This window comes from Altibacter lentus (assembly GCF_000746845.1).
Lineage (GTDB): Bacteria > Bacteroidota > Bacteroidia > Flavobacteriales > Flavobacteriaceae > Altibacter > Altibacter lentus.
The window spans coordinates 812,927-830,179 of record NZ_KN050846.1 but is presented as its reverse complement, the minus strand read 5'-3'; the positions used below and the strand labels follow the sequence as shown (position 1 = coordinate 830,179).

Annotated in this window: 18 protein-coding genes; 4 read left to right on the top strand and 14 right to left on the bottom strand. The window is 42.5% G+C overall.

Going from position 1 to position 17,253, the window contains the following annotated elements; translation table 11 throughout:
- Positions 1-26 precede the first annotated feature (26 nt).
- From JS40_RS03960 to JS40_RS03945, 4 genes are all read right to left on the bottom strand, one after another.
- Complete coding sequence (locus JS40_RS03960; protein ID WP_034258561.1) at positions 27-299, bottom strand: HU family DNA-binding protein; 273 nt, start codon at positions 297-299, stop codon at positions 27-29.
- A 184-nt stretch (positions 300-483) separates the two neighbouring features.
- Positions 484-1,431 carry a methionyl-tRNA formyltransferase gene (fmt, locus tag JS40_RS03955; RefSeq protein WP_034258559.1) on the bottom strand — a complete coding sequence of 316 codons (948 nt, stop codon included), beginning with the start codon at positions 1,429-1,431 and terminating at the stop codon, positions 484-486.
- Positions 1,428-3,329 (bottom strand): RecQ family ATP-dependent DNA helicase, encoded by a 1,902-nt coding sequence (locus JS40_RS03950; RefSeq protein ID WP_034258557.1) that lies wholly within the window; start codon positions 3,327-3,329, stop codon positions 1,428-1,430. The genes fmt and JS40_RS03950 overlap by 4 nt, the downstream gene beginning before the upstream one ends.
- On the bottom strand, positions 3,326-3,874 hold the full coding sequence (locus JS40_RS03945) for an AAA family ATPase (protein WP_034262044.1): 549 nt from the start codon (positions 3,872-3,874) through the stop codon (positions 3,326-3,328). The genes JS40_RS03950 and JS40_RS03945 overlap by 4 nt, the downstream gene beginning before the upstream one ends.
- Positions 3,875-3,956: 82 nt before the next feature.
- Between JS40_RS03945 and JS40_RS03940 the strand changes: the two genes are divergently transcribed.
- The 3 genes from JS40_RS03940 to murA all read left to right on the top strand — a co-directional run bounded on the left by JS40_RS03940 (position 3,957) and on the right by murA (position 6,293).
- The gene (locus JS40_RS03940) at positions 3,957-4,247 is read left to right on the top strand and encodes a DUF493 family protein (RefSeq protein WP_034258555.1); all 291 of its coding nucleotides are present in this window, start codon (positions 3,957-3,959) and stop codon (positions 4,245-4,247) included.
- A 62-nt stretch (positions 4,248-4,309) separates the two neighbouring features.
- Positions 4,310-4,960 (top strand): DUF4290 domain-containing protein, encoded by a 651-nt coding sequence (locus tag JS40_RS03935; RefSeq protein ID WP_034258554.1) that lies wholly within the window; start codon positions 4,310-4,312, stop codon positions 4,958-4,960.
- A gap of 19 nt (positions 4,961-4,979) precedes the next feature.
- Positions 4,980-6,293, top strand: a complete 1,314-nt coding sequence (gene murA / locus JS40_RS03930; RefSeq protein WP_034258553.1) for a UDP-N-acetylglucosamine 1-carboxyvinyltransferase — start codon at positions 4,980-4,982, stop codon at positions 6,291-6,293.
- Between the two features lie 26 nt (positions 6,294-6,319).
- On the opposite strand, the gene JS40_RS03925 is transcribed toward murA, so the two are convergent.
- The 6 genes from JS40_RS03925 to JS40_RS03900 form a co-directional block, all read right to left on the bottom strand.
- The gene (locus JS40_RS03925; protein ID WP_034258552.1) at positions 6,320-6,916 is read right to left on the bottom strand and encodes a hypothetical protein; all 597 of its coding nucleotides are present in this window, start codon (positions 6,914-6,916) and stop codon (positions 6,320-6,322) included.
- A 90-nt stretch (positions 6,917-7,006) separates the two neighbouring features.
- Positions 7,007-7,243, bottom strand: coding sequence for a (4Fe-4S)-binding protein (locus JS40_RS03920; protein WP_034262042.1), 237 nt, complete (start codon positions 7,241-7,243; stop codon positions 7,007-7,009).
- Positions 7,244-7,353: 110 nt separating this feature from the next.
- Positions 7,354-8,658 (bottom strand): cryptochrome/photolyase family protein, encoded by a 1,305-nt coding sequence (locus JS40_RS03915; RefSeq protein WP_034258550.1) that lies wholly within the window; start codon positions 8,656-8,658, stop codon positions 7,354-7,356.
- A gap of 1 nt (position 8,659) precedes the next feature.
- Entirely contained in the window at positions 8,660-9,355 is a 696-nt protein-coding gene (locus JS40_RS03910; protein ID WP_034258548.1) for an SDR family NAD(P)-dependent oxidoreductase, read from the bottom strand.
- 3 nt (positions 9,356-9,358) lie between these two features.
- Complete coding sequence (locus JS40_RS03905) at positions 9,359-9,820, bottom strand: SRPBCC family protein (RefSeq protein WP_034258546.1); 462 nt, start codon at positions 9,818-9,820, stop codon at positions 9,359-9,361.
- A 194-nt stretch (positions 9,821-10,014) separates the two neighbouring features.
- Positions 10,015-10,677: an MIP/aquaporin family protein gene (locus JS40_RS03900; RefSeq protein ID WP_034258544.1), complete on the bottom strand. Its 663-nt coding sequence runs from the start codon at positions 10,675-10,677 to the stop codon at positions 10,015-10,017.
- Positions 10,678-10,786: 109 nt separating this feature from the next.
- On the opposite strand from JS40_RS03900, the gene JS40_RS03895 reads away from it, so the two are divergent.
- Positions 10,787-11,632: a DUF2911 domain-containing protein gene (locus JS40_RS03895; RefSeq protein ID WP_034258542.1), complete on the top strand. Its 846-nt coding sequence runs from the start codon at positions 10,787-10,789 to the stop codon at positions 11,630-11,632.
- Between the two features lie 60 nt (positions 11,633-11,692).
- On the opposite strand, the gene JS40_RS03890 is transcribed toward JS40_RS03895, so the two are convergent.
- The 4 genes from JS40_RS03890 to JS40_RS03875 all read right to left on the bottom strand — a co-directional run bounded on the left by JS40_RS03890 (position 11,693) and on the right by JS40_RS03875 (position 17,253).
- Complete coding sequence (locus JS40_RS03890; RefSeq protein WP_034258540.1) at positions 11,693-12,205, bottom strand: hypothetical protein; 513 nt, start codon at positions 12,203-12,205, stop codon at positions 11,693-11,695.
- Positions 12,206-12,332: 127 nt separating this feature from the next.
- The gene (locus tag JS40_RS03885; RefSeq protein ID WP_034258538.1) at positions 12,333-14,024 is read right to left on the bottom strand and encodes a sodium:solute symporter family protein; all 1,692 of its coding nucleotides are present in this window, start codon (positions 14,022-14,024) and stop codon (positions 12,333-12,335) included.
- Positions 14,025-14,137: 113 nt separating this feature from the next.
- Complete coding sequence (locus JS40_RS03880) at positions 14,138-16,636, bottom strand: PIG-L family deacetylase (RefSeq protein ID WP_034262041.1); 2,499 nt, start codon at positions 16,634-16,636, stop codon at positions 14,138-14,140.
- A 56-nt stretch (positions 16,637-16,692) separates the two neighbouring features.
- Positions 16,693-17,253 carry a mechanosensitive ion channel domain-containing protein gene (locus JS40_RS03875; protein ID WP_034258536.1) on the bottom strand — a complete coding sequence of 187 codons (561 nt, stop codon included), beginning with the start codon at positions 17,251-17,253 and terminating at the stop codon, positions 16,693-16,695.

Below are 17,253 nucleotides of genomic sequence, written 5' to 3'. Positions count from 1 at the left end.
TTTCAAATAGATACGAGGTATCTAAATTAGTTTACAGCATTTGCAAGTTCAGAACCTGCTTTGAATTTAACTACTTTCTTAGCTGCAATTCTGATAGTTTTTCCAGTTTGCGGGTTTCTTCCGTCTCTGGCAGCTCTTTTAGATACTGACCATGATCCGAAACCTACCAATGATACTCTATTTCCTTTTTTTAGGGACTTCTCAACGTTTCCTAGGAAAGACTCTAAGGCTTTTTTAGCGGCTGCTTTTGTGATTCCGGCATCTTCTGCCATTGCATCGATTAAATCTGATTTGTTCATAGTTTACTGTTTAAATTAAAATTGTTGGTTAAACTTCTATTAATTGCTCTACAAATTTAATCGGATTATCCATCCATGCAAGTAATGACGCGGTAAATCCGCGTTTTTGTTGATAACTTAGAACCATTGTTAATAAAGCAGGCGTATTTTCTGTCAATTTTGCAATAGCAATAGCAGCAAGGCTTCACATCACTTTGGCGTCTTCGGCTATGGTATAACCATTTAAAAGATCAGCTGCAGGCATCCTGCGTTTCCCGGGTAATTGCAATTCCTTTATATGAAGGTAACCGTCTTTGACAGCTATTTTCATCTCTTTTTTGGTGGTATGTATGCTCCCCGGTGTACGGTCATGAGATACGATCTCGGGTGTGGCTTCATAGACCTTCACCTTTAACGCTTCGCCATGGTTGTTCAATATGGTCCAGGCCACCGGATAAGGATACAGGCCTCTTATAAAGGCATCAATTTGCATGACTGTGTTATTCCAGTCGATACGCGTATTCTCAGGGTTCAGTTTTGGCGCCTCCTTATAAGAAGAGGATTGCGGTTGGCGCGTGGTTGTAACCGTCCCTTTAGCGATCTTTTTAACCGTCTCTACCACAAGGGAGCTGCCCAGTTCTATAAGGGTGTCGTGCAGACTTCCTGCGGTCTCTCTTGAAGCGATCTCGATCTCTTGGGAAGCAATGATGGCGCCGGTGTCGATCTTCTCATCAATAAAGAAGGTAGTGACCCCCGTTTTCGATGCTCCGTTCATTATCGCCCAGTTAATTGGAGCGGCACCTCTGTATTCCGGCAGTAATGAAGCGTGTAAATTGAAGGTCCCATATTTAGGCATGGACCAAACAGCCTTTGGCAGCATTCTAAAGGCTACGACTATTTGGAGATCAGCTCTTAAATTTGCTAAGGCAGATAAGAATGCATCCGATTTTAAATTGGGGGGTTGTAAGATCTTCAAACCTTGGGATTGGGCAAAACTCTTTACTGCCGACTCACTTACCTTTTGGCCGCGTCCAGCGGGCTTATCGGGAGCTGTGATGACACCTACGACCGTGCAACCGGCCTCAAGTAATTTTTTTAAGACACCCACGGCAAAATCCGGGGTTCCCATAAATACAATTCGAAGGTCTTTCATGACACTATATAATATTGGTGTTTGGTGTTCATTTTTATTTTTTCTGAATCAAGCAACAGCTGAAGCACTGAAAGTACTTTTGCTTCAGTGAAAGTAAGCTTTTCTGAAATGGCCCGAGAGCTCATTTCGCTTTCTTCCAATAAATGAAGTATCGCTCCAGCAATGACCTTTGCTTCTTTGGGGCTGGTCGTTGATTTTTGTGATGCGCATACGCTACAAATTCCGCAGGGAGAAAGCGTCTCTTCCCCAAAATACGAAACCAATTGCATGCTGCGACACGTTGTATCGTTCTCGATATACCGAAGCACAGCCATGACCTGTTCCTGTTTCTTGGCATGTAGCACCTCTACGTCTTTCGCCACTACATTGATGGTCTTGTCATCTTCTCTGGGGACGAGAAAGGTAATGGTTGCATCGGTTTCATAGATCATAAGCTCAATGAGAGCATCCCGTTCCAGCTGTTTAAGAACTTTAAGAACTTCATTCATGGGCTGCCCGGATTTTTTAACAACCAGATCTAGATTGATGAAAGTTGCGGTATCGAAAATACCGCTGTACAAGCGCAGAATGGTTTTTCCTACCACCGATGCAAGGATATCTTTTTTAAAGTATTCCAGCACTTTTTCTGAAGAGACCAAAAACTGTAATTTCGATTTTCTTCCAAACTCCTTGGAGAGTTGAAGCACGCCTAATCGATCCAGCGTGTTCAATCCGTTATAGGTGAGCAATGAATTTAAACTATAGGTTGCGCAGAACTCAGTAAAATTGAAGTTGTGCTGTGTAAATTCGCCCTCACCATAAGATACATGAAAGTAATTGCTAAGGGTGCGGTATAAAAGCTTAAGGTCTTTTGGAGTAGGGAGGGAGGCTATAAACTGTTTCTTTATTAAGGTTTTGTCGTATTCACTATACAGGACAATGGCACAGGCAAAATTTCCGTCACGTCCTGCGCGACCGGCCTCTTGAAAGTAGCTTTCCAGGCTTTCCGGCAGCTGTATGTGGATCACGAAACGAACATTGGGATGGTCTATTCCCATCCCGAAGGCATTGGTCGCTACCATGGTACTAATACTTCCGGCCTGCCAGGCACGTAAGCGTTCTTCACGATCAGTTTTGGAAATTCCGCCATGATAGAATGATGAAGAGATTCCTAGGTTCTGAAGGTGCGTGGCAGTCTCAACGGCACTGTTTCGACTTCGTACATACACTATGGCAGATCCGGTGTTCTTCTTCAACAGTTGTTCCAGTCGATACAGTTTATCTTCTTCAAAACAAACTTGATAAGAAAGGTTTTGGCGAACAAAGGAACTTTTAAACACCGAAGGCAGTTCCATTTGCAACTGTGAGATCGTGTCTTCCAGAACCTCGGATGTTGCGGTTGCCGTAAGGGCGATCACAGGCACCAAAGGGTGCAGCTCCCGTAATACAATGATATTCCTGTATGCAGGTCGAAAATCGTTACCCCATTGTGAAATACAATGTGCTTCGTCCACAGCAATAAGGTTGATGTTCATTTGCCGTAAACTGTTTTGCACGATCTCCTGCTGTAATCGTTCGGGTGAGAGATACAAGAATTTGTAATTTCCGTAAATGGCATTGTCCAAGAGCGTACGAACTTCTTCAAAGCTAAGTCCGCCGGTGATGCTCAACGCTTTGATCCCCTTGTCTTGCAGGTTTTTTACTTGATCGTTCATCAATGCGACCAGTGGAGAGATCACGACACATATTCCTTCCATGGCCAGGGCCGGTACCTGGAAGCATAAGGATTTACCGCCGCCTGTGGCCAGTAGAGCCACTGTGTCCTTTCCATCCAATACCGAAGTAATGATCGCTTCCTGCATGGGTTTGAAGGAAGGATAGTTCCAATAGGTGGCGAGGATTTGATGTGGTGTGCTCAATAGCTGTTTTCCAAATGACTTAAAATATAGTTTCTTCTACTGTCAATAGATCCCACAGGTACTTCGTGCACGGAATACCCGTATTTTTTATATCCTTCCAATAAAAAGCGATAGATCTTTTCGGCTTCTGCAAACGACTCGTAACGCTCATTATCCTGCTCGTAAATTGCTTCCCACGGAGGTAACAGAAAAATGGCATCGTAGCGATGCGTGTTACAAATCTCAGAAAAATTCTCGGGATAGTGCGATTGTACATAGTCCATATACGCTGTGACATCAGGCATGCCTCTATCATAGAACAAGAAATCGGTACTTTCATACTCCTTGGCATGGTGGAACTGCTCCAAACGTCCTTCCAGAAGTTTTTTACTGAACAGGATTGGATTTTCTAAAAAAAGCTGAGCAATACCCTCTTTTTGGGCATCTCGAATCACGTCTCTTGAGATTTCGTGCATGCACTTATAACCGGAATTTTCTAAATGACTTATTAATGTGGTTTTTCCAGAGCCCGGGCCTCCGGAAATCACAATTCTTTTCGTTTTCAATCGTTTCAATTTTATACAAAGTACGTAAATATTATTGAGACCGAAAGTGTATCTTTGTCGATGCATCCCCTAGAATTACTTCATGAAACAAGATAAGAATACCCAAGAATTTTACCAGCGTCTAAAACAACAACTTAGCGATGATACCGTATGGCCGGCTCCGTATTTATTCAAATTCATAGTGCCTGCCGAACTGGAAAAAATTGCTGAGATCGAAGCTATTTTCGACGGTACCGAAGCTGTGATCAATACCCGTGATTCATCCAAAGGGAACTACACAAGTGTTTCCATTAAAGTAAATATGGCATCGCCCGATGCGGTGATAGAGAAATATCTTGAAGTTTCTAATGTCGAAGGGGTTATTTCATTATAAATTTAGTATTTTGCAGTCAAGATTTACTTCAGAGTTCAAACTTTCCATTTAACTACACTATTTTGATAGATAACTTAGAATACAATACAGAGCGTCCGCATTTGATCATACCTGAATACGGTCGGCATATCCAAAAAATGGTCGATTATGCCATTTCAAAAGAGGACAGAGAAGAACGCAATAAAGTGGCAAAAAGCATCATTTCGGTGATGGGAAACCTCAACCCGCATTTGCGCGATGTACCTGATTTTCAACATAAATTGTGGGATCAATTGTTTATCATATCCGATTTTAAATTGGATGTGGACTCTCCCTTCGATAAGCCTTCAAGAGAAGAATTGATGGAACGCCCGCAACCGCTTGAGTATCCACAAAATCATCCTAAATATCGTTTCTACGGAAACAATATCAAACGAATGATCGATGTTGCGAATAGCTGGGAGGAAGGAGATAAGAAAGAAGGCTTGATCCTGACCATTGCCAACCACATGAAGAAATGCTTTCTAAATTGGAATAAGGATACTGTTGAAGACGATGTGATCTTTCAGCATCTTTTTGAACTTTCCGAAGGAAAAATCAATTTAAAGAACAGCGATGAGGATTTGTCGAAACCACATGACCTGTTGAAGAACAAAAAAAGATTCAGCACCAGCAATACAAATACCTCCAGTAAGAAGAACTACAAAGGAAACCGTAACCGAAAACGTTACTAAAAAAGCACGCGCACAAAATATGGGAACTTTTCAAATTGAGGGCGGTCACAAGCTAAAAGGTGAAATTCGCCCGCAGGGTGCAAAGAATGAAGCCTTGCAGATTTTATGTGCCGTATTGCTGACTTCAGAAGAGGTAATTATAGAGAATATTCCGGATATTCGTGATGTCAATAAACTTATTGACATCCTGGGGAATTTAGGCGTTAAGATCCAAAAACTGGCCAAAGGTAAATTTGCTTTTAAAGCAGATGACCTTAAACTGGAATATCTAGAATCTGAACTTTTTAAAAAGGAAGGAAGCTCGCTTCGCGGGTCGATCATGATCGTTGGACCATTGCTGGGACGCTTCGGAAAGGGATACATACCACGTCCGGGTGGAGACAAGATAGGGCGCCGACGTCTGGATACCCATTTTGAAGGATTCATTAATTTGGGGGCAAAGTTTCGATACAATAAGGAAGAACGATTTTATGGGGTAGAAGCGCCTAACGGACTTACGGGAACGTATATGTTGTTGGATCAAGCTTCGGTGACCGGAACGGCTAATATTGTAATGGCCGCAGTTCTTGCCAAAGGGACCACTACCATTTACAATGCAGCTTGTGAGCCATATTTACAGCAGTTGTGTAAAATGCTCAATGCGATGGGAGCAAAGATAAGCGGTGTTGGTTCTAATTTGCTTACTATTGAAGGTGTTGAAAGGCTGGGAGGTTGCTCTCATAGAATCCTTCCCGACATGATCGAAATAGGGAGCTGGATTGGTCTGGCAGCTATGACCCAGAGTGAAATCACCATAAAAGATGTAAGTTGGGAGAATCTTGGGTTAATACCCGATACCTTCAGAAAACTAGGTATTACACTGGAAAAGAAAGGGGACGACATCTACATACCTTCACAAGATGAATACGAAATACAAGGCTATATAGACGGATCGATACTTACGGTGGCAGATGCGCCCTGGCCGGGCTTTACTCCGGATCTCCTAAGTATTGTACTGGTTGTATGTACTCAGGCAAAAGGCAGTGTGCTGATTCATCAAAAGATGTTCGAGAGTAGATTGTTCTTTGTCGATAAGCTAATTGACATGGGGGCTAAGATCATCTTATGTGATCCGCACCGTGCCACCGTGATCGGACATAATTTTAGCTCTACGCTTAAAGCTACAACAATGGTATCGCCCGATATTCGGGCCGGGATCTCATTATTGATCGCCGCCTTGTCTGCTAAAGGAACGAGTACAATTCACAATATAGAACAAATAGACAGGGGATATGAGAATATAGATACCCGCCTAAGGGCCATTGGCGCAAAAATCACACGGATCGAATCATAAAAAAAGCCTCCAATAGGAGGCTTTTTTTATGATTTCGATTTTCGATTCTTATTGATCTCGTCCTGGAGTTTTCGTCGTAACTGTTGTTGTTGTTCGATTGTCTTTTGCCTGTGTTCCTCGAATTCAATTTCGGTTTCGGCAAGTTTTAATTGTGCCTCCTTTGTAACCGAATTACTATTCTTGTACTTATAGATAAAGAAGCCTAATGCCACTAGCAACATTAGTATAATCGCCCACATGATGGAATTGTAAGTGGATTTCTCTGTAAGCATTCCAAATAGCTCAATTCCATTTTCCTTTTTTCGGGAGAGCGCCAGGTCTTCTTTTGTACTGGCAAGTTCCTGTGTTAATGACGAGATCTTGTTTTTTTGTTGATCCAGGGATCCTTCCGAAGTTTGAATTTCGGCTTTAAGTGCAGCGATCGAATCCATGATATTTTCGCGCAATTTGTTGATCTTGGTTTTTTTGATCACTTTGTAATCCTGATAATTGTTGGAATTATCTACCACGTCCACAAATTGATCTTCCAACGAGTTGGTAAGCGTCTCTTGCGCTTCCTCTTGTGCGTTGAGCATGAAGACACAAAAAAGAAAGGGGAGGAGTGTCGTTACTTTTATTTTCATAGGTCTAGTGTTAGGATTGTTCTCGTTACTTAACACTGCAAGAGTAGAAAAATTGTACTAAACAACCCAAAATTAAGCCCTAATTAAAATTTATTTAACAGAAACCAAGGCGTCGTTATAGCAAAAATTTAATGCACCGGAAGGGCACTTTTTAATTTGTGAAATGATCTTTTCGGTTTCAGCTCCATCCAGATCGATCCACGGTATTACTGTGGTTCTGAAAACTTCTGAAAGGCCTTTGGCACATTTCTCGGCGTGGATACATTTTCTGGGTTCGAAAGTTACGGTAATCTCACCGTTGGTGAATTGATTGTCATAGGTTTCCATAAGCATACATTTGGGGGTTATGTAACTACCTTATATTCAATTATATCGATAAATATATGCAATTTATCGGATAAACAATTAATTATTTTAGAAAATTCCTACAAAAAAGATTAAGAGACTGCTTTTTTATAGGTAGACAAAGCTCTTTCACGGGCTTCCTTATGGTCCACGATCTTTTCCGTATAACGATCTGTATCAAACTCTTCGACCCACTTTTTAATATACTTATGGTCCTTATCAAACTTCTCAATTTGAGTGGTAGGATTGAAGATCCTGAAATACGGTGCTGCATCCACACCGCTGCCGGCAGCCCACTGCCAATTGCCCACATTGCTGGCTTGTTCGTAATCCAATAGCTTTTCAGCAAAATAAGCTTCCCCCCACCGCCAGTCGATCAACAAGTGTTTACATAAAAAACTCGCTACCACCATGCGTACTCGGTTGTGCATATATCCTGTCTCATTTAATTGCCGCATGCCAGCATCCACCAACGGATATCCTGTTTTTCCTACTTTCCATTTTTCGAACTGTGCTTCGTCGTTCTGCCAGGTAATTCTATCGTATTTTTTCCGAAAGGCATTCTCTACGGTCTCCGGGTAATGCCAAAGGATCTGCATAAAAAATTCTCTCCAGATCAACTCTTGCCAAAAGGTCTCATTCTTTTCTGCAATCGCTTTTTTGACCATTTTTCGAATGCTCACTGTCCCAAATCGCAAATGCGGTCCTAAATGGGAAGTGGCATCTTGTGCAGGGAAATTACGTCTCTTTTCATATTCATGAATGGTGGTCGGAGTTACATCGTAGTCGGGTACTTCTATCTTCGATCTTTTAAAGCCCATGTCCGATAGGCTTAAGTTTGGCAGCCGTGAGTGTTGGAGTAGAGAATTTAAATGTTGTGATGTGTAAAAGATATTAAGATCGAACTCATTCTTGAATTTTTCCTTCCAGGTTTTCATATAGGGAGTATAGACGACATATGGATCTCCGTCATCTTTTACAACTTCATCTTTCTCAAAGATCACTTGATCCTTAAACGTGTGGAATCCAATCTCTTTTTCTGAAAGGAAGGCACGCACGTTATCATCCCTTGATCTCGCATAGGGTTCGTAGTCGTGATTGGTGATAACATTGGCGACATTAAATTCAGAAAGAATGTGCTCAAAAACTTCTTTAGGGGATCCATGATACAATGCAATGCTACTGCCATGCTTCTGAAGCTCTTTTCGCATGTTCTGAAGCGTTTCAAAGATAAAACAAACTCGGGCATCGTCCTCGGGAAGTTCGTCCAGGATCTCAGTATCAAAAATAAAAATCGGGAGGACGGGGTGCTTTCCATGCAGTGCTTTGTAGAATCCTACATTGTCATCTAAGCGCAGGTCTCTCCGAAACCAAAATATATTTACGAGATCTGCCAAATTACTGAATGTTTAAAGTTGACATTCCGCCGTCTACACCAAATATCTGACCCGTGATCCAACTGGAAGTATCTTCCAATAGAAATGATGCCATCGCCGCAATATCTCCGGTGGTACCAACACGCTGCATGGGGTGACGCTGCGCCATAGTATCTTTCTTTGATTCGTTGGACAATAATCGCTTGGCGAGCGGTGTATCGGTAAGCGAAGGCGCAATAACATTTACTCGAATAGTAGGTGCGTATTCTGCGGCCAGCGCTTTTGCAAATCCTTCTATAGCTCCCTTAGCAGCAGCAACACTGGTGTGAAAAGGCATTCCAACCTTTACGGCGACTGTGCTAAAGAAGACCAGGCTGGCAGTTTCAGCAGTTTTAAGTTTGGGTAACAGCCCGTGGACAATTCTCACCAGAGAGAAAAAATTCACCGACATATCCTCTTGGAAGTCATTTTCAGACAACATTTTAAAAGGCTTCAGATTAATACTGCCGGGACAATATACCAATCCGTGAATGGTTTCCGGAAGTTCCAGGTTGGTAATGTCATCCTCCAGCGCATTAAAGGTATGGTGGGTGGTACCTTCAGGTATGGATTCGCGGCTTCGGGAAGCAATATGGACATCGTGTGTATCTTTCAACAATAGGGCGATCTCCTTACCTATACCGTAAGAGCCTCCAATAAGCAATACTGTTTTCTTCATAGTTTATAATTTTCCGAAGAGCATTTCTAACTTTTCTTTGCGATAGTTGAAGATTTCGTCCAGTTTGGGTTTTACAAGGACAGGGTGGAGCCATTGGCCAATAATTCCGAAGGGCAATTTGTAATGGATAATATCCTCCATTTCCACGCCACCTTCTATTTCGTTGATAAAATGTTTATGATGCCAAAGAGAGTAGGGACCAAAACGTTGTTCGTCTACAAAATAATTTGTGTCTTTAACATGGGTGATCTCCGTTACCCACTTCGTTTTTATATTAAGAACGGGAGTGACGATGTATTCGATGATCTGGCCAGCATACATGGATCGGTCTGCTCCCGATTGAATATGGAAACCCATATAGTCCGGAGTGATGATCTTTAGATTTGCTGGATCTGAAAGAAAATCCCAAGCTTGTTGTTTTGAGATGGGAAGTCTTTGCTTGGCATGCAGTGAAAATATCTTCATAGAGTCGTATCAACGAATTAATTTCCCAGATTTCTGTAGGAAAATTTTTTGTTGATACGTACCAAACGATACAATTCAAAGCCCTTGACTTTTTTCTTTCTTCCGAAAATTTTTTTTAGAAACGCGAACATGATTTCAACTTTTTAGTAAAGTTAAAACCGTTTGATGATTAAATCTAATACTTAAACAAAAGATTAACAGAATGTTTCACAGCAGGTATCGTCCTTAACCAATCTGCAACTCATTACAGCAAATAAACATCCTATTATTGGAGCAACAATATAAACCCAAAGATGTTGAAGGTTCCACGACATCAGTGCAGGCGCTATGGATCGCGCCGGATTCATACTCGCTCCTGTGATAGGACCGGCAAACATTGCTTCTAATAACACCACACCGCCAATGGCGATCCCTGCGATCACCCCGATCTCTTTGGATCCGGTGGAAACATTAATTATAACCACCATTAAAAAGAACGACAGCAAGATCTCAAAAATAAAGACGCGCCACACTTCTATTTGCGGGATGGTGGCACCCAGGGTCTCACCCTCGGGAAAAAGCATCCATACGAAACCGCTGGCTAACAGTGCGCCCAGCAGTTGTGCTATAATGTACAATGGCACATCCTTCCAGGGGAATTTCTTTGCATACGCAAAAGCAATGGTGACTGCCGGGTTGATGTGTGCTCCGCTTATATCACCAAAAGCGTAGATCATCGCCATCACGATGAGTCCAAAGGTAACGGCAACTCCGGGATGCGTCACAGCACCCTGTGTTACCTCATTGATAACGATGGCACCCGTCCCGCAAAAAACCAGTCCAAAAGTTCCAATAGCTTCAGCAATAAAACGTTTCATTGCGCAAAGGTACACTTGTTTTGGAAACTGAATTTAAGGTTTTGTTAACTTTTTAAAGAAAGTGTTGTTGTAACTTCGTAACACTAAAAAATCCATAAAATCTCATCCAATGAAAAAATTATTTCTATTTGTTTGTACGGTGCTTATCGCTTCCGGCGGTTTTGCACAGATACAGACTCCGGCACCAAGTCCGTTTCAAAAAATTGAGCAAAAAGTTGGCTTGACCGATGTTACACTTGAGTACTCAAGACCTGCCATGCGTGGAAGAACCATTTTTGGGGATCTTGTTCCTTACGATAAAGTGTGGCGTACAGGTGCCAACGCAAATACCAAGATCACCTTTAGTGACGATGTCATGATTGGTGGAAACACGTTAAAAGCAGGAAGCTATGCTATATACACCAAGCCCGGCGCACAAAACTGGGAGGTCTATTTTTATAGTGATGCCAACAACTGGGGAACACCTCAAACCTGGGATGACAGTAAAGTTGCTGCCAAAGTAACAGCCAGTACTTATCCTCTGCCTATGGATATTGAATCGTTTACCATGAGTTTCGATGACATTACAAATGACTCAGCAAACCTTGGTATCATGTGGGAGAAAACCTATGTAGGGGTTCCTATAAAGTTCCATACCGATAAGATGGTAGGGGCAAGTATTGATAAAGTGATGAACGGCCCCGGAGCGAACGATTATTATGCAGCCGCTGTATACTATCTGGAAGCCGGTAAAGATATCAATAAGGCAAAGACCTGGATCGACAAAGCGATCGAATTGCGTGAGCAGCCTGCATTTTGGTACCACAGACAGCAATCGTTGATCTATGCGAAGGCTGGGGACAAGAAAGGCGCTATCAAAGCCGCAGAGAAGTCATTGGAATTGGCTAAAGCAGCCGGAAACGATGATTATATTGCCTTGAACCAAAAATCGTTGAAAGAATGGGGGGCGATGTAAATCACCTCTCTTTATTAATAAAAAACCCCGTACTTACGGGGTTTTTGTTTTTATTGCAATTTAGGATTTTGCGATATGTTTAAGGGCAGCGCGTATCTTCTTCTTAAGATCTTTGTTTTCGGTATAAAGCACAATTCCCGAACGTTTCAATGCGTAGGGATTATAAATATCCTTTTCGTTGAATTCATTAAGATCGATGCGGTCAATATTTTCTGAAGCGAATTCATAAATAAGATCCTCAAGTTCCGGATTGCGTTTAAGGTCCAACACCAATCCCTTATTTTTCGAGTAGATCATTCCGAAGCGGATCGAACAGCTTTCAGAGCAGGGAACCTTCTTAATTCCCGGCTCTTTACTTAGGGTCGCCACCTCTTGATACTCATCAAAATACCTATCGTCGGTTACGATCTTGGCTACGATCATTTCTATTTTTTCATCCAAAGTAACCGCCTTCTTATATTCTGTGATCCAAGCCTTGTTCTCTGCCTGAAGGGTACATTGATCAGTCCCTATATGCTGTCCGCAGAGAACCGCATTAGATAAAACGAAAAACAACAAACAGATCTTTTTCATGATGACCTTTTTTAGAGTCACCATAGCATAAATAAGTAGACAGGGTATAACGAAGATAGTAAAATTCCTTCACCCTATGCGAACTTTCCTACGAATTTCAAATAGAAGTATTCTGAAAAACAACCGTTTAGACGTGTGTTTCTCTCATGCGCTGTATTCCGAACGCCATAGCAATTACGGTCACACAGCCCACAAAATTAAGCCACAGGTATGGCAGATTGATCAGCTCGTATTTGTCCAGAAGGAACAAAGCGATTACCAGTACTTGATTGATAAGCGCTGCTGTAAATACGGCATTGCCCTTTACATATTTAAAAAAGAAGGCCAAAAGGAACACTCCCAGGATGTTTCCATAGAAAATGGAACCTATAATATTCACTAACTGAATTAGATTGTCGAATAGATTTGCGACACTCGCTACCAGAATGGCGATCACACCCCACAAGAGCGTAAACCATTTTGAGGCACGGACAAAGTGTTTTTCATCGCGATTACCCACAGACCGCTTATAGAGGTCAATAGTGGTGGTAGAACCCAGCGCGTTCAGTTCGGAGGCGGTAGAGGACATGGCAGCACTAAGGATCACAGCCAGCAACAATCCAATCAATCCGCGGGGCAGGTTATTCAATATAAAATGGATGAACACATAATCCTTGTCGTTTGTTTCGGCAAGTGGATTCGCTTTTAGTATCAACGCTTTGGATTGTTCGCGTAATTCATTTTCGGTGATGTTAATGATCTGTATCTCTTCCTGAAGCATTTCTTTTTCTGAAAGCGTTTCGGTGCGGGCAAATTCTAACTGCTTTGCTATTAACTGATCGTCTAAAGCATCTTTTTCTTTCTGAAGCTGCTCATAATCTGAAGCATATTCCGAAGCAAGTACATCCGCTTCCGCAGCCGGATTAAAATGCAATGGTGAACTGTTGAACTGGTAAAAAACGAATACCATCACACCCACCAATAAAATAAAGAACTGCATTGGAACTTTTAGCAAACCATTGAATATCAGTCCCATTTGACTCTGTCTCACAGATTTTCCCGAAAGATAACGCTGCACCTGACTTTGGTCTGTCCCAAAATAAGAGAGGGCCAAAAAGCTCCCGCCAATGATTCCGCTCCAAAAAGTATAACGGTTATTAAAATCGAAAGAAAAATCCAGGATGTCCATTTTACCGCCGGCTCCTGCAATGTCGAGGGCTTTGGTGAAACTAATGTCAAGCGGCAAATAATTCAGTATTAATAAAAAGGCAATGAACATTCCGCCAAAGATCACCGCCATCTGTTGTTTTTGAGTAACACTTACGGCTTTGGTACCGCCACTCACAGTATAGATGATCACTAAAGTTCCAATAATTATGTTCAGGTACAATAAATTCCATCCTAATACGGCCGAGAGAATAATTGCAGGTGCAAAGATGGTTATCCCGGCGGCGAGTCCGCGCTGTATCAGAAAGAGAATAGCGGTAAGGGTACGTGTCTTACGGTCGAAGCGCGATTCAAGGTATTCGTAAGCCGTAAAGACCTTTAATTTGTGATAGATAGGGATAAACACAAGACAGATTACCACCATGGCGATGGGAAGGCCAAAATAGAATTGAACGAACCCCATTCCGTCGTGAAAAGCCTGACCGGGCGTAGATAAAAATGTAATGGCACTGGCTTGCGTGGCCATGACACTTAACCCTATGGTCCACCAACGGGCTTCGTTCCCGCCTTTTAAATAATCGGTTACGTTCTTGCTGCCACGTGTCTTATAGGTACCGTAAAGAACTATAAATAATAAGGTGCCTCCCAATACAATCCAGTCTATCTGCTGCATATTATGTATAGTGTTGCATTAGAAGATAGAATAAAAAAATGTAGATCGCATTAAGAACCAGAACCACGGTGTAGCTCCACTTCCATACGAATGGGTCGCGTTCTTCGCTCATATTATTTTCCAATTGAAAGCAGGTTGGCAAAAAGGCGATAAGCTCCCGGAACACCTGCCGGTAATTCCCTGAAAAAGCTTAGTCCAGTGTAAATATAGTACCCTTTTCCATAACTGGCAACCAACAAGGCACCCTTTGTTTGTGGCTCTCCCTCGTCATTCATGCCTAAAATAGGGGTAAACTCCTCCGACCATTCATTTGGAAAATACAATCCCCGCTCCTGTACCCAATTATCAAAATCTTTTGTTGTAATTGTATTTGGCGTATTCATCACTTCATGCTTTGGCGCCAAGATACGCACCTCACTTTCCTCGTCGGTTACCCTGTCTCTGGACAATGACAAGGGGAGGGGTGCAAGTGCATCAGTCACCAATCCGCGGCTGGTGTTGTATTGGACAATAAGTGTTCCGCCGTTTTCTACGTATGCATTGAGTTCCTGCTGTTTAAAAGCCATTTCCGGAACGGTGTTATAGGCACGTATTCCAACGACTATCGCATCAAATTGCTTTAGATTTTCTCGGTATATTTCTGAAGGTGGGATCGTTGTCACTTGGTACCCTATCTGTTTTAAACTTTCCGGAACTGTATCTCCGGCGCCGTTGATATAACCAATGTGTGCTCCTTTTTTCTGAATATCGATTCGCACTACTTTCGCTTCCGAAGGGACCAAAACACTCTGTACCGGGATATGGTCATAGTCTATGGTGATCAATTCGGAGTCATGGAAAGTATCCCCTACCTGAAGCAGTGGCCGTAATGTGCCCTCACTCTGCTGTTTGGGAGGTGTTACAGTAAATAGTAAGGTTTGTTCTTGCCCCTTATTGGTGATCTCGAAGAATTGCTGCTTTGGCGTCACGGTCCATCCTTCCGGATGTTGCAAGATCGCCGTGCCGCTTACATTATCGCGACCGGCACGAACAATGACGGGAACCTCTCTTTCTTCTTGAGAAGCGAAGATAAGAACCTTTTCCGGGAGGCTCGAGGTCACCTCAGGAAGCACCTCAAAAGGCTGATATACCTCCCCATCCACGGGGTCGTTGTATTTATAAACAATGTTCCGAACCATTGGAATCTCTACACCGTTAATAGTTAGCAAAAACTTTACAGGAAATTGATTTACCTGCTCCGGAAGACCGATCAGGGTCGGATCTTCTACACGGTACATTCCCAAAGTCCCTTTTTCTTTGAGCCAATAGGGAGAACTGTAGGAGGTGGCTGAAAAAGAATATTCACTGCTTTCTAAAGTATAGCGTTCGTTCTTCTTTAAGGGTGTTGGAACAAAGGTAGCCGGAAAAGCAATAATTGGAGACGTCACCGCATTAAGTGCGATATTGGCGCTGGAGCGGTTCACAGCTTCCACGGTCACCACAACAGCACCTTTAGGAGCTACTGAAGCCTGATTAGCAACCGCTTCCAAAAAAAGTCCCGAGCAGTCTGCAATCACGGCTTTCAGTTCTTCTGTCTTTATTGTTTTCCAATGACTCTCGGGTAGCTTTTGAAGTAATTGGTACGCTTGCACCAGTTGTGGAACACTTTCTGAAGGATCCTTGAAATTGAAATTCTTTTCGACTTTTTCTAATATCGCACCAATGGCAGCTCCTCCCTCCAGGCGTGACCACGACGTGTCGATTCCATCGAAAAGATTGGTTCTGTCCTTGGGGAAATCGCCTTTTAAAAATTCCAGATATTCTGTTTCACTCCCTCTGGAGCCGGTACTTCCAAACCCCTGCGACTTGTGCATGCTCCGACTTAAGGAAGCGATCTCTCCATTGGAAAGTCCCAAGGATGGATAAAAATTGCCGGTCTCCACTTCTACCAGGTTGGTCTTATCGGCTTTATCAAAATTCTCCCGGCTTCCGTAGAACCACCAGGAGGTATTAAAAAATAAGCGCTTGGGCTGCCATGTTCCGTATTCTTTTGCGATCTCGGGATATTGGGTTGGATCATTTACAAGATCAAAAGCTTCAAAACTCAACATGGCCGAGGAAGTGTGGTGGCCGTGGGTCGACCCCGGATTTCTATGGTCGAATCGATTTACGATCACATCGGGTTTAAATTTTCTAATGGCCCGTACAACATCGGCCAGTACTTCATTCTTATTCCAGATGGCGAGTGTCTCATCGGGGTGTTTTGAATACCCGAAATCATTGGCCCGGGTAAAATACTGTAGGCCTCCGTCCGTTCGTCTGGCGGCCAATAATTCTTGGGTACGGATCACACCCAGCAACTCTCTGATCTCGGGTCCAATAAGATTTTGTCCGCCATCACCACGTGTGAGGGAGAGGTAAGCGGTTCTGGCTTTCACGTCATTGGACAAGAACGAAATAAGTCTGGTATTCTCATCATCGGGATGTGCGGCAATGTAAAGTGCTGAACCTAGAAAGTTAAGCTTCTGAATATTCTGAAAAATTTCTGAAGCCGTTGGCTTTTGAGGTTGTTGTGAATGTAAATAAGAGGTTGAAAAGGTATAAACAAATAGGATCGCAAGTAGTGTACGCATGGAAACTTCTTTGAGATGAACAAGGTTTCCAAAGATACCCAAATTAGAAAAAGGCATTAATCTATTGGCTGTTCTTTAACATTTTTGTCTTCTTCAAGTAAAAATTCATCCAATTCATCAGGTTTAATAACACTTACGCCTTTTTGCAATAAAAGTGAATTAGGATAGGTGACAATTTCGCCTTGCGTGGTACGTATAATGAGATGAAATGCTTTAATGTCTTCAATTATCCCGCCATAATCGTACTCCTTATCGTGTATCTTGATATAATCACCAATCTTGTAGGGAAACGTAAAGAACATGATCACACCGCTTGTAATATTGCTTAAGATGGACCATTGAGCGAAAAACCCTATCCCGATCACTGCAAAAACAGAGGACATAACCCAACCAAGATCCTTGAATTCCACACCCCATATTAGGATCAAGCCTAGGATTATGAGGAAGATCGTTGCAAAATCTATATATTTTATGATCAAACCCGTTCGATGTTCTACCCGTTCCGATTTTCTGGCAAATCGTTTTACAAGCCGCACTAGAATGAGACGTACAATAAGGAAAATGACCAGATGGGCTCCGGTTTGAATAAGTTGGGTAAAATAGTTTTCTAAGATCAT

Coding starts and splice junctions, on each gene's coding strand:
- JS40_RS03960 (WP_034258561.1), bottom strand. CDS start 299: ATGAACAAATCAGATTTAATCGATGCAATGGCAGAAGATGCCGGAATC.
- fmt (WP_034258559.1), bottom strand. CDS start 1,431: ATGAAAGACCTTCGAATTGTATTTATGGGAACCCCGGATTTTGCCGTG.
- JS40_RS03940 (WP_034258555.1), top strand. CDS start 3,957: ATGAAACAAGATAAGAATACCCAAGAATTTTACCAGCGTCTAAAACAA.
- murA (WP_034258553.1), top strand. CDS start 4,980: ATGGGAACTTTTCAAATTGAGGGCGGTCACAAGCTAAAAGGTGAAATT.
- JS40_RS03925 (WP_034258552.1), bottom strand. CDS start 6,916: ATGAAAATAAAAGTAACGACACTCCTCCCCTTTCTTTTTTGTGTCTTC.
- JS40_RS03920 (WP_034262042.1), bottom strand. CDS start 7,243: ATGGAAACCTATGACAATCAATTCACCAACGGTGAGATTACCGTAACT.
- JS40_RS03910 (WP_034258548.1), bottom strand. CDS start 9,355: ATGAAGAAAACAGTATTGCTTATTGGAGGCTCTTACGGTATAGGTAAG.
- JS40_RS03905 (WP_034258546.1), bottom strand. CDS start 9,820: ATGAAGATATTTTCACTGCATGCCAAGCAAAGACTTCCCATCTCAAAA.
- JS40_RS03900 (WP_034258544.1), bottom strand. CDS start 10,677: ATGAAACGTTTTATTGCTGAAGCTATTGGAACTTTTGGACTGGTTTTT.
- JS40_RS03895 (WP_034258542.1), top strand. CDS start 10,787: ATGAAAAAATTATTTCTATTTGTTTGTACGGTGCTTATCGCTTCCGGC.
- JS40_RS03890 (WP_034258540.1), bottom strand. CDS start 12,205: ATGAAAAAGATCTGTTTGTTGTTTTTCGTTTTATCTAATGCGGTTCTC.
- JS40_RS03885 (WP_034258538.1), bottom strand. CDS start 14,024: ATGCAGCAGATAGACTGGATTGTATTGGGAGGCACCTTATTATTTATA.
- JS40_RS03880 (WP_034262041.1), bottom strand. CDS start 16,636: ATGCGTACACTACTTGCGATCCTATTTGTTTATACCTTTTCAACCTCT.
- JS40_RS03875 (WP_034258536.1), bottom strand. CDS start 17,253: ATGATCTTAGAAAACTATTTTACCCAACTTATTCAAACCGGAGCCCAT.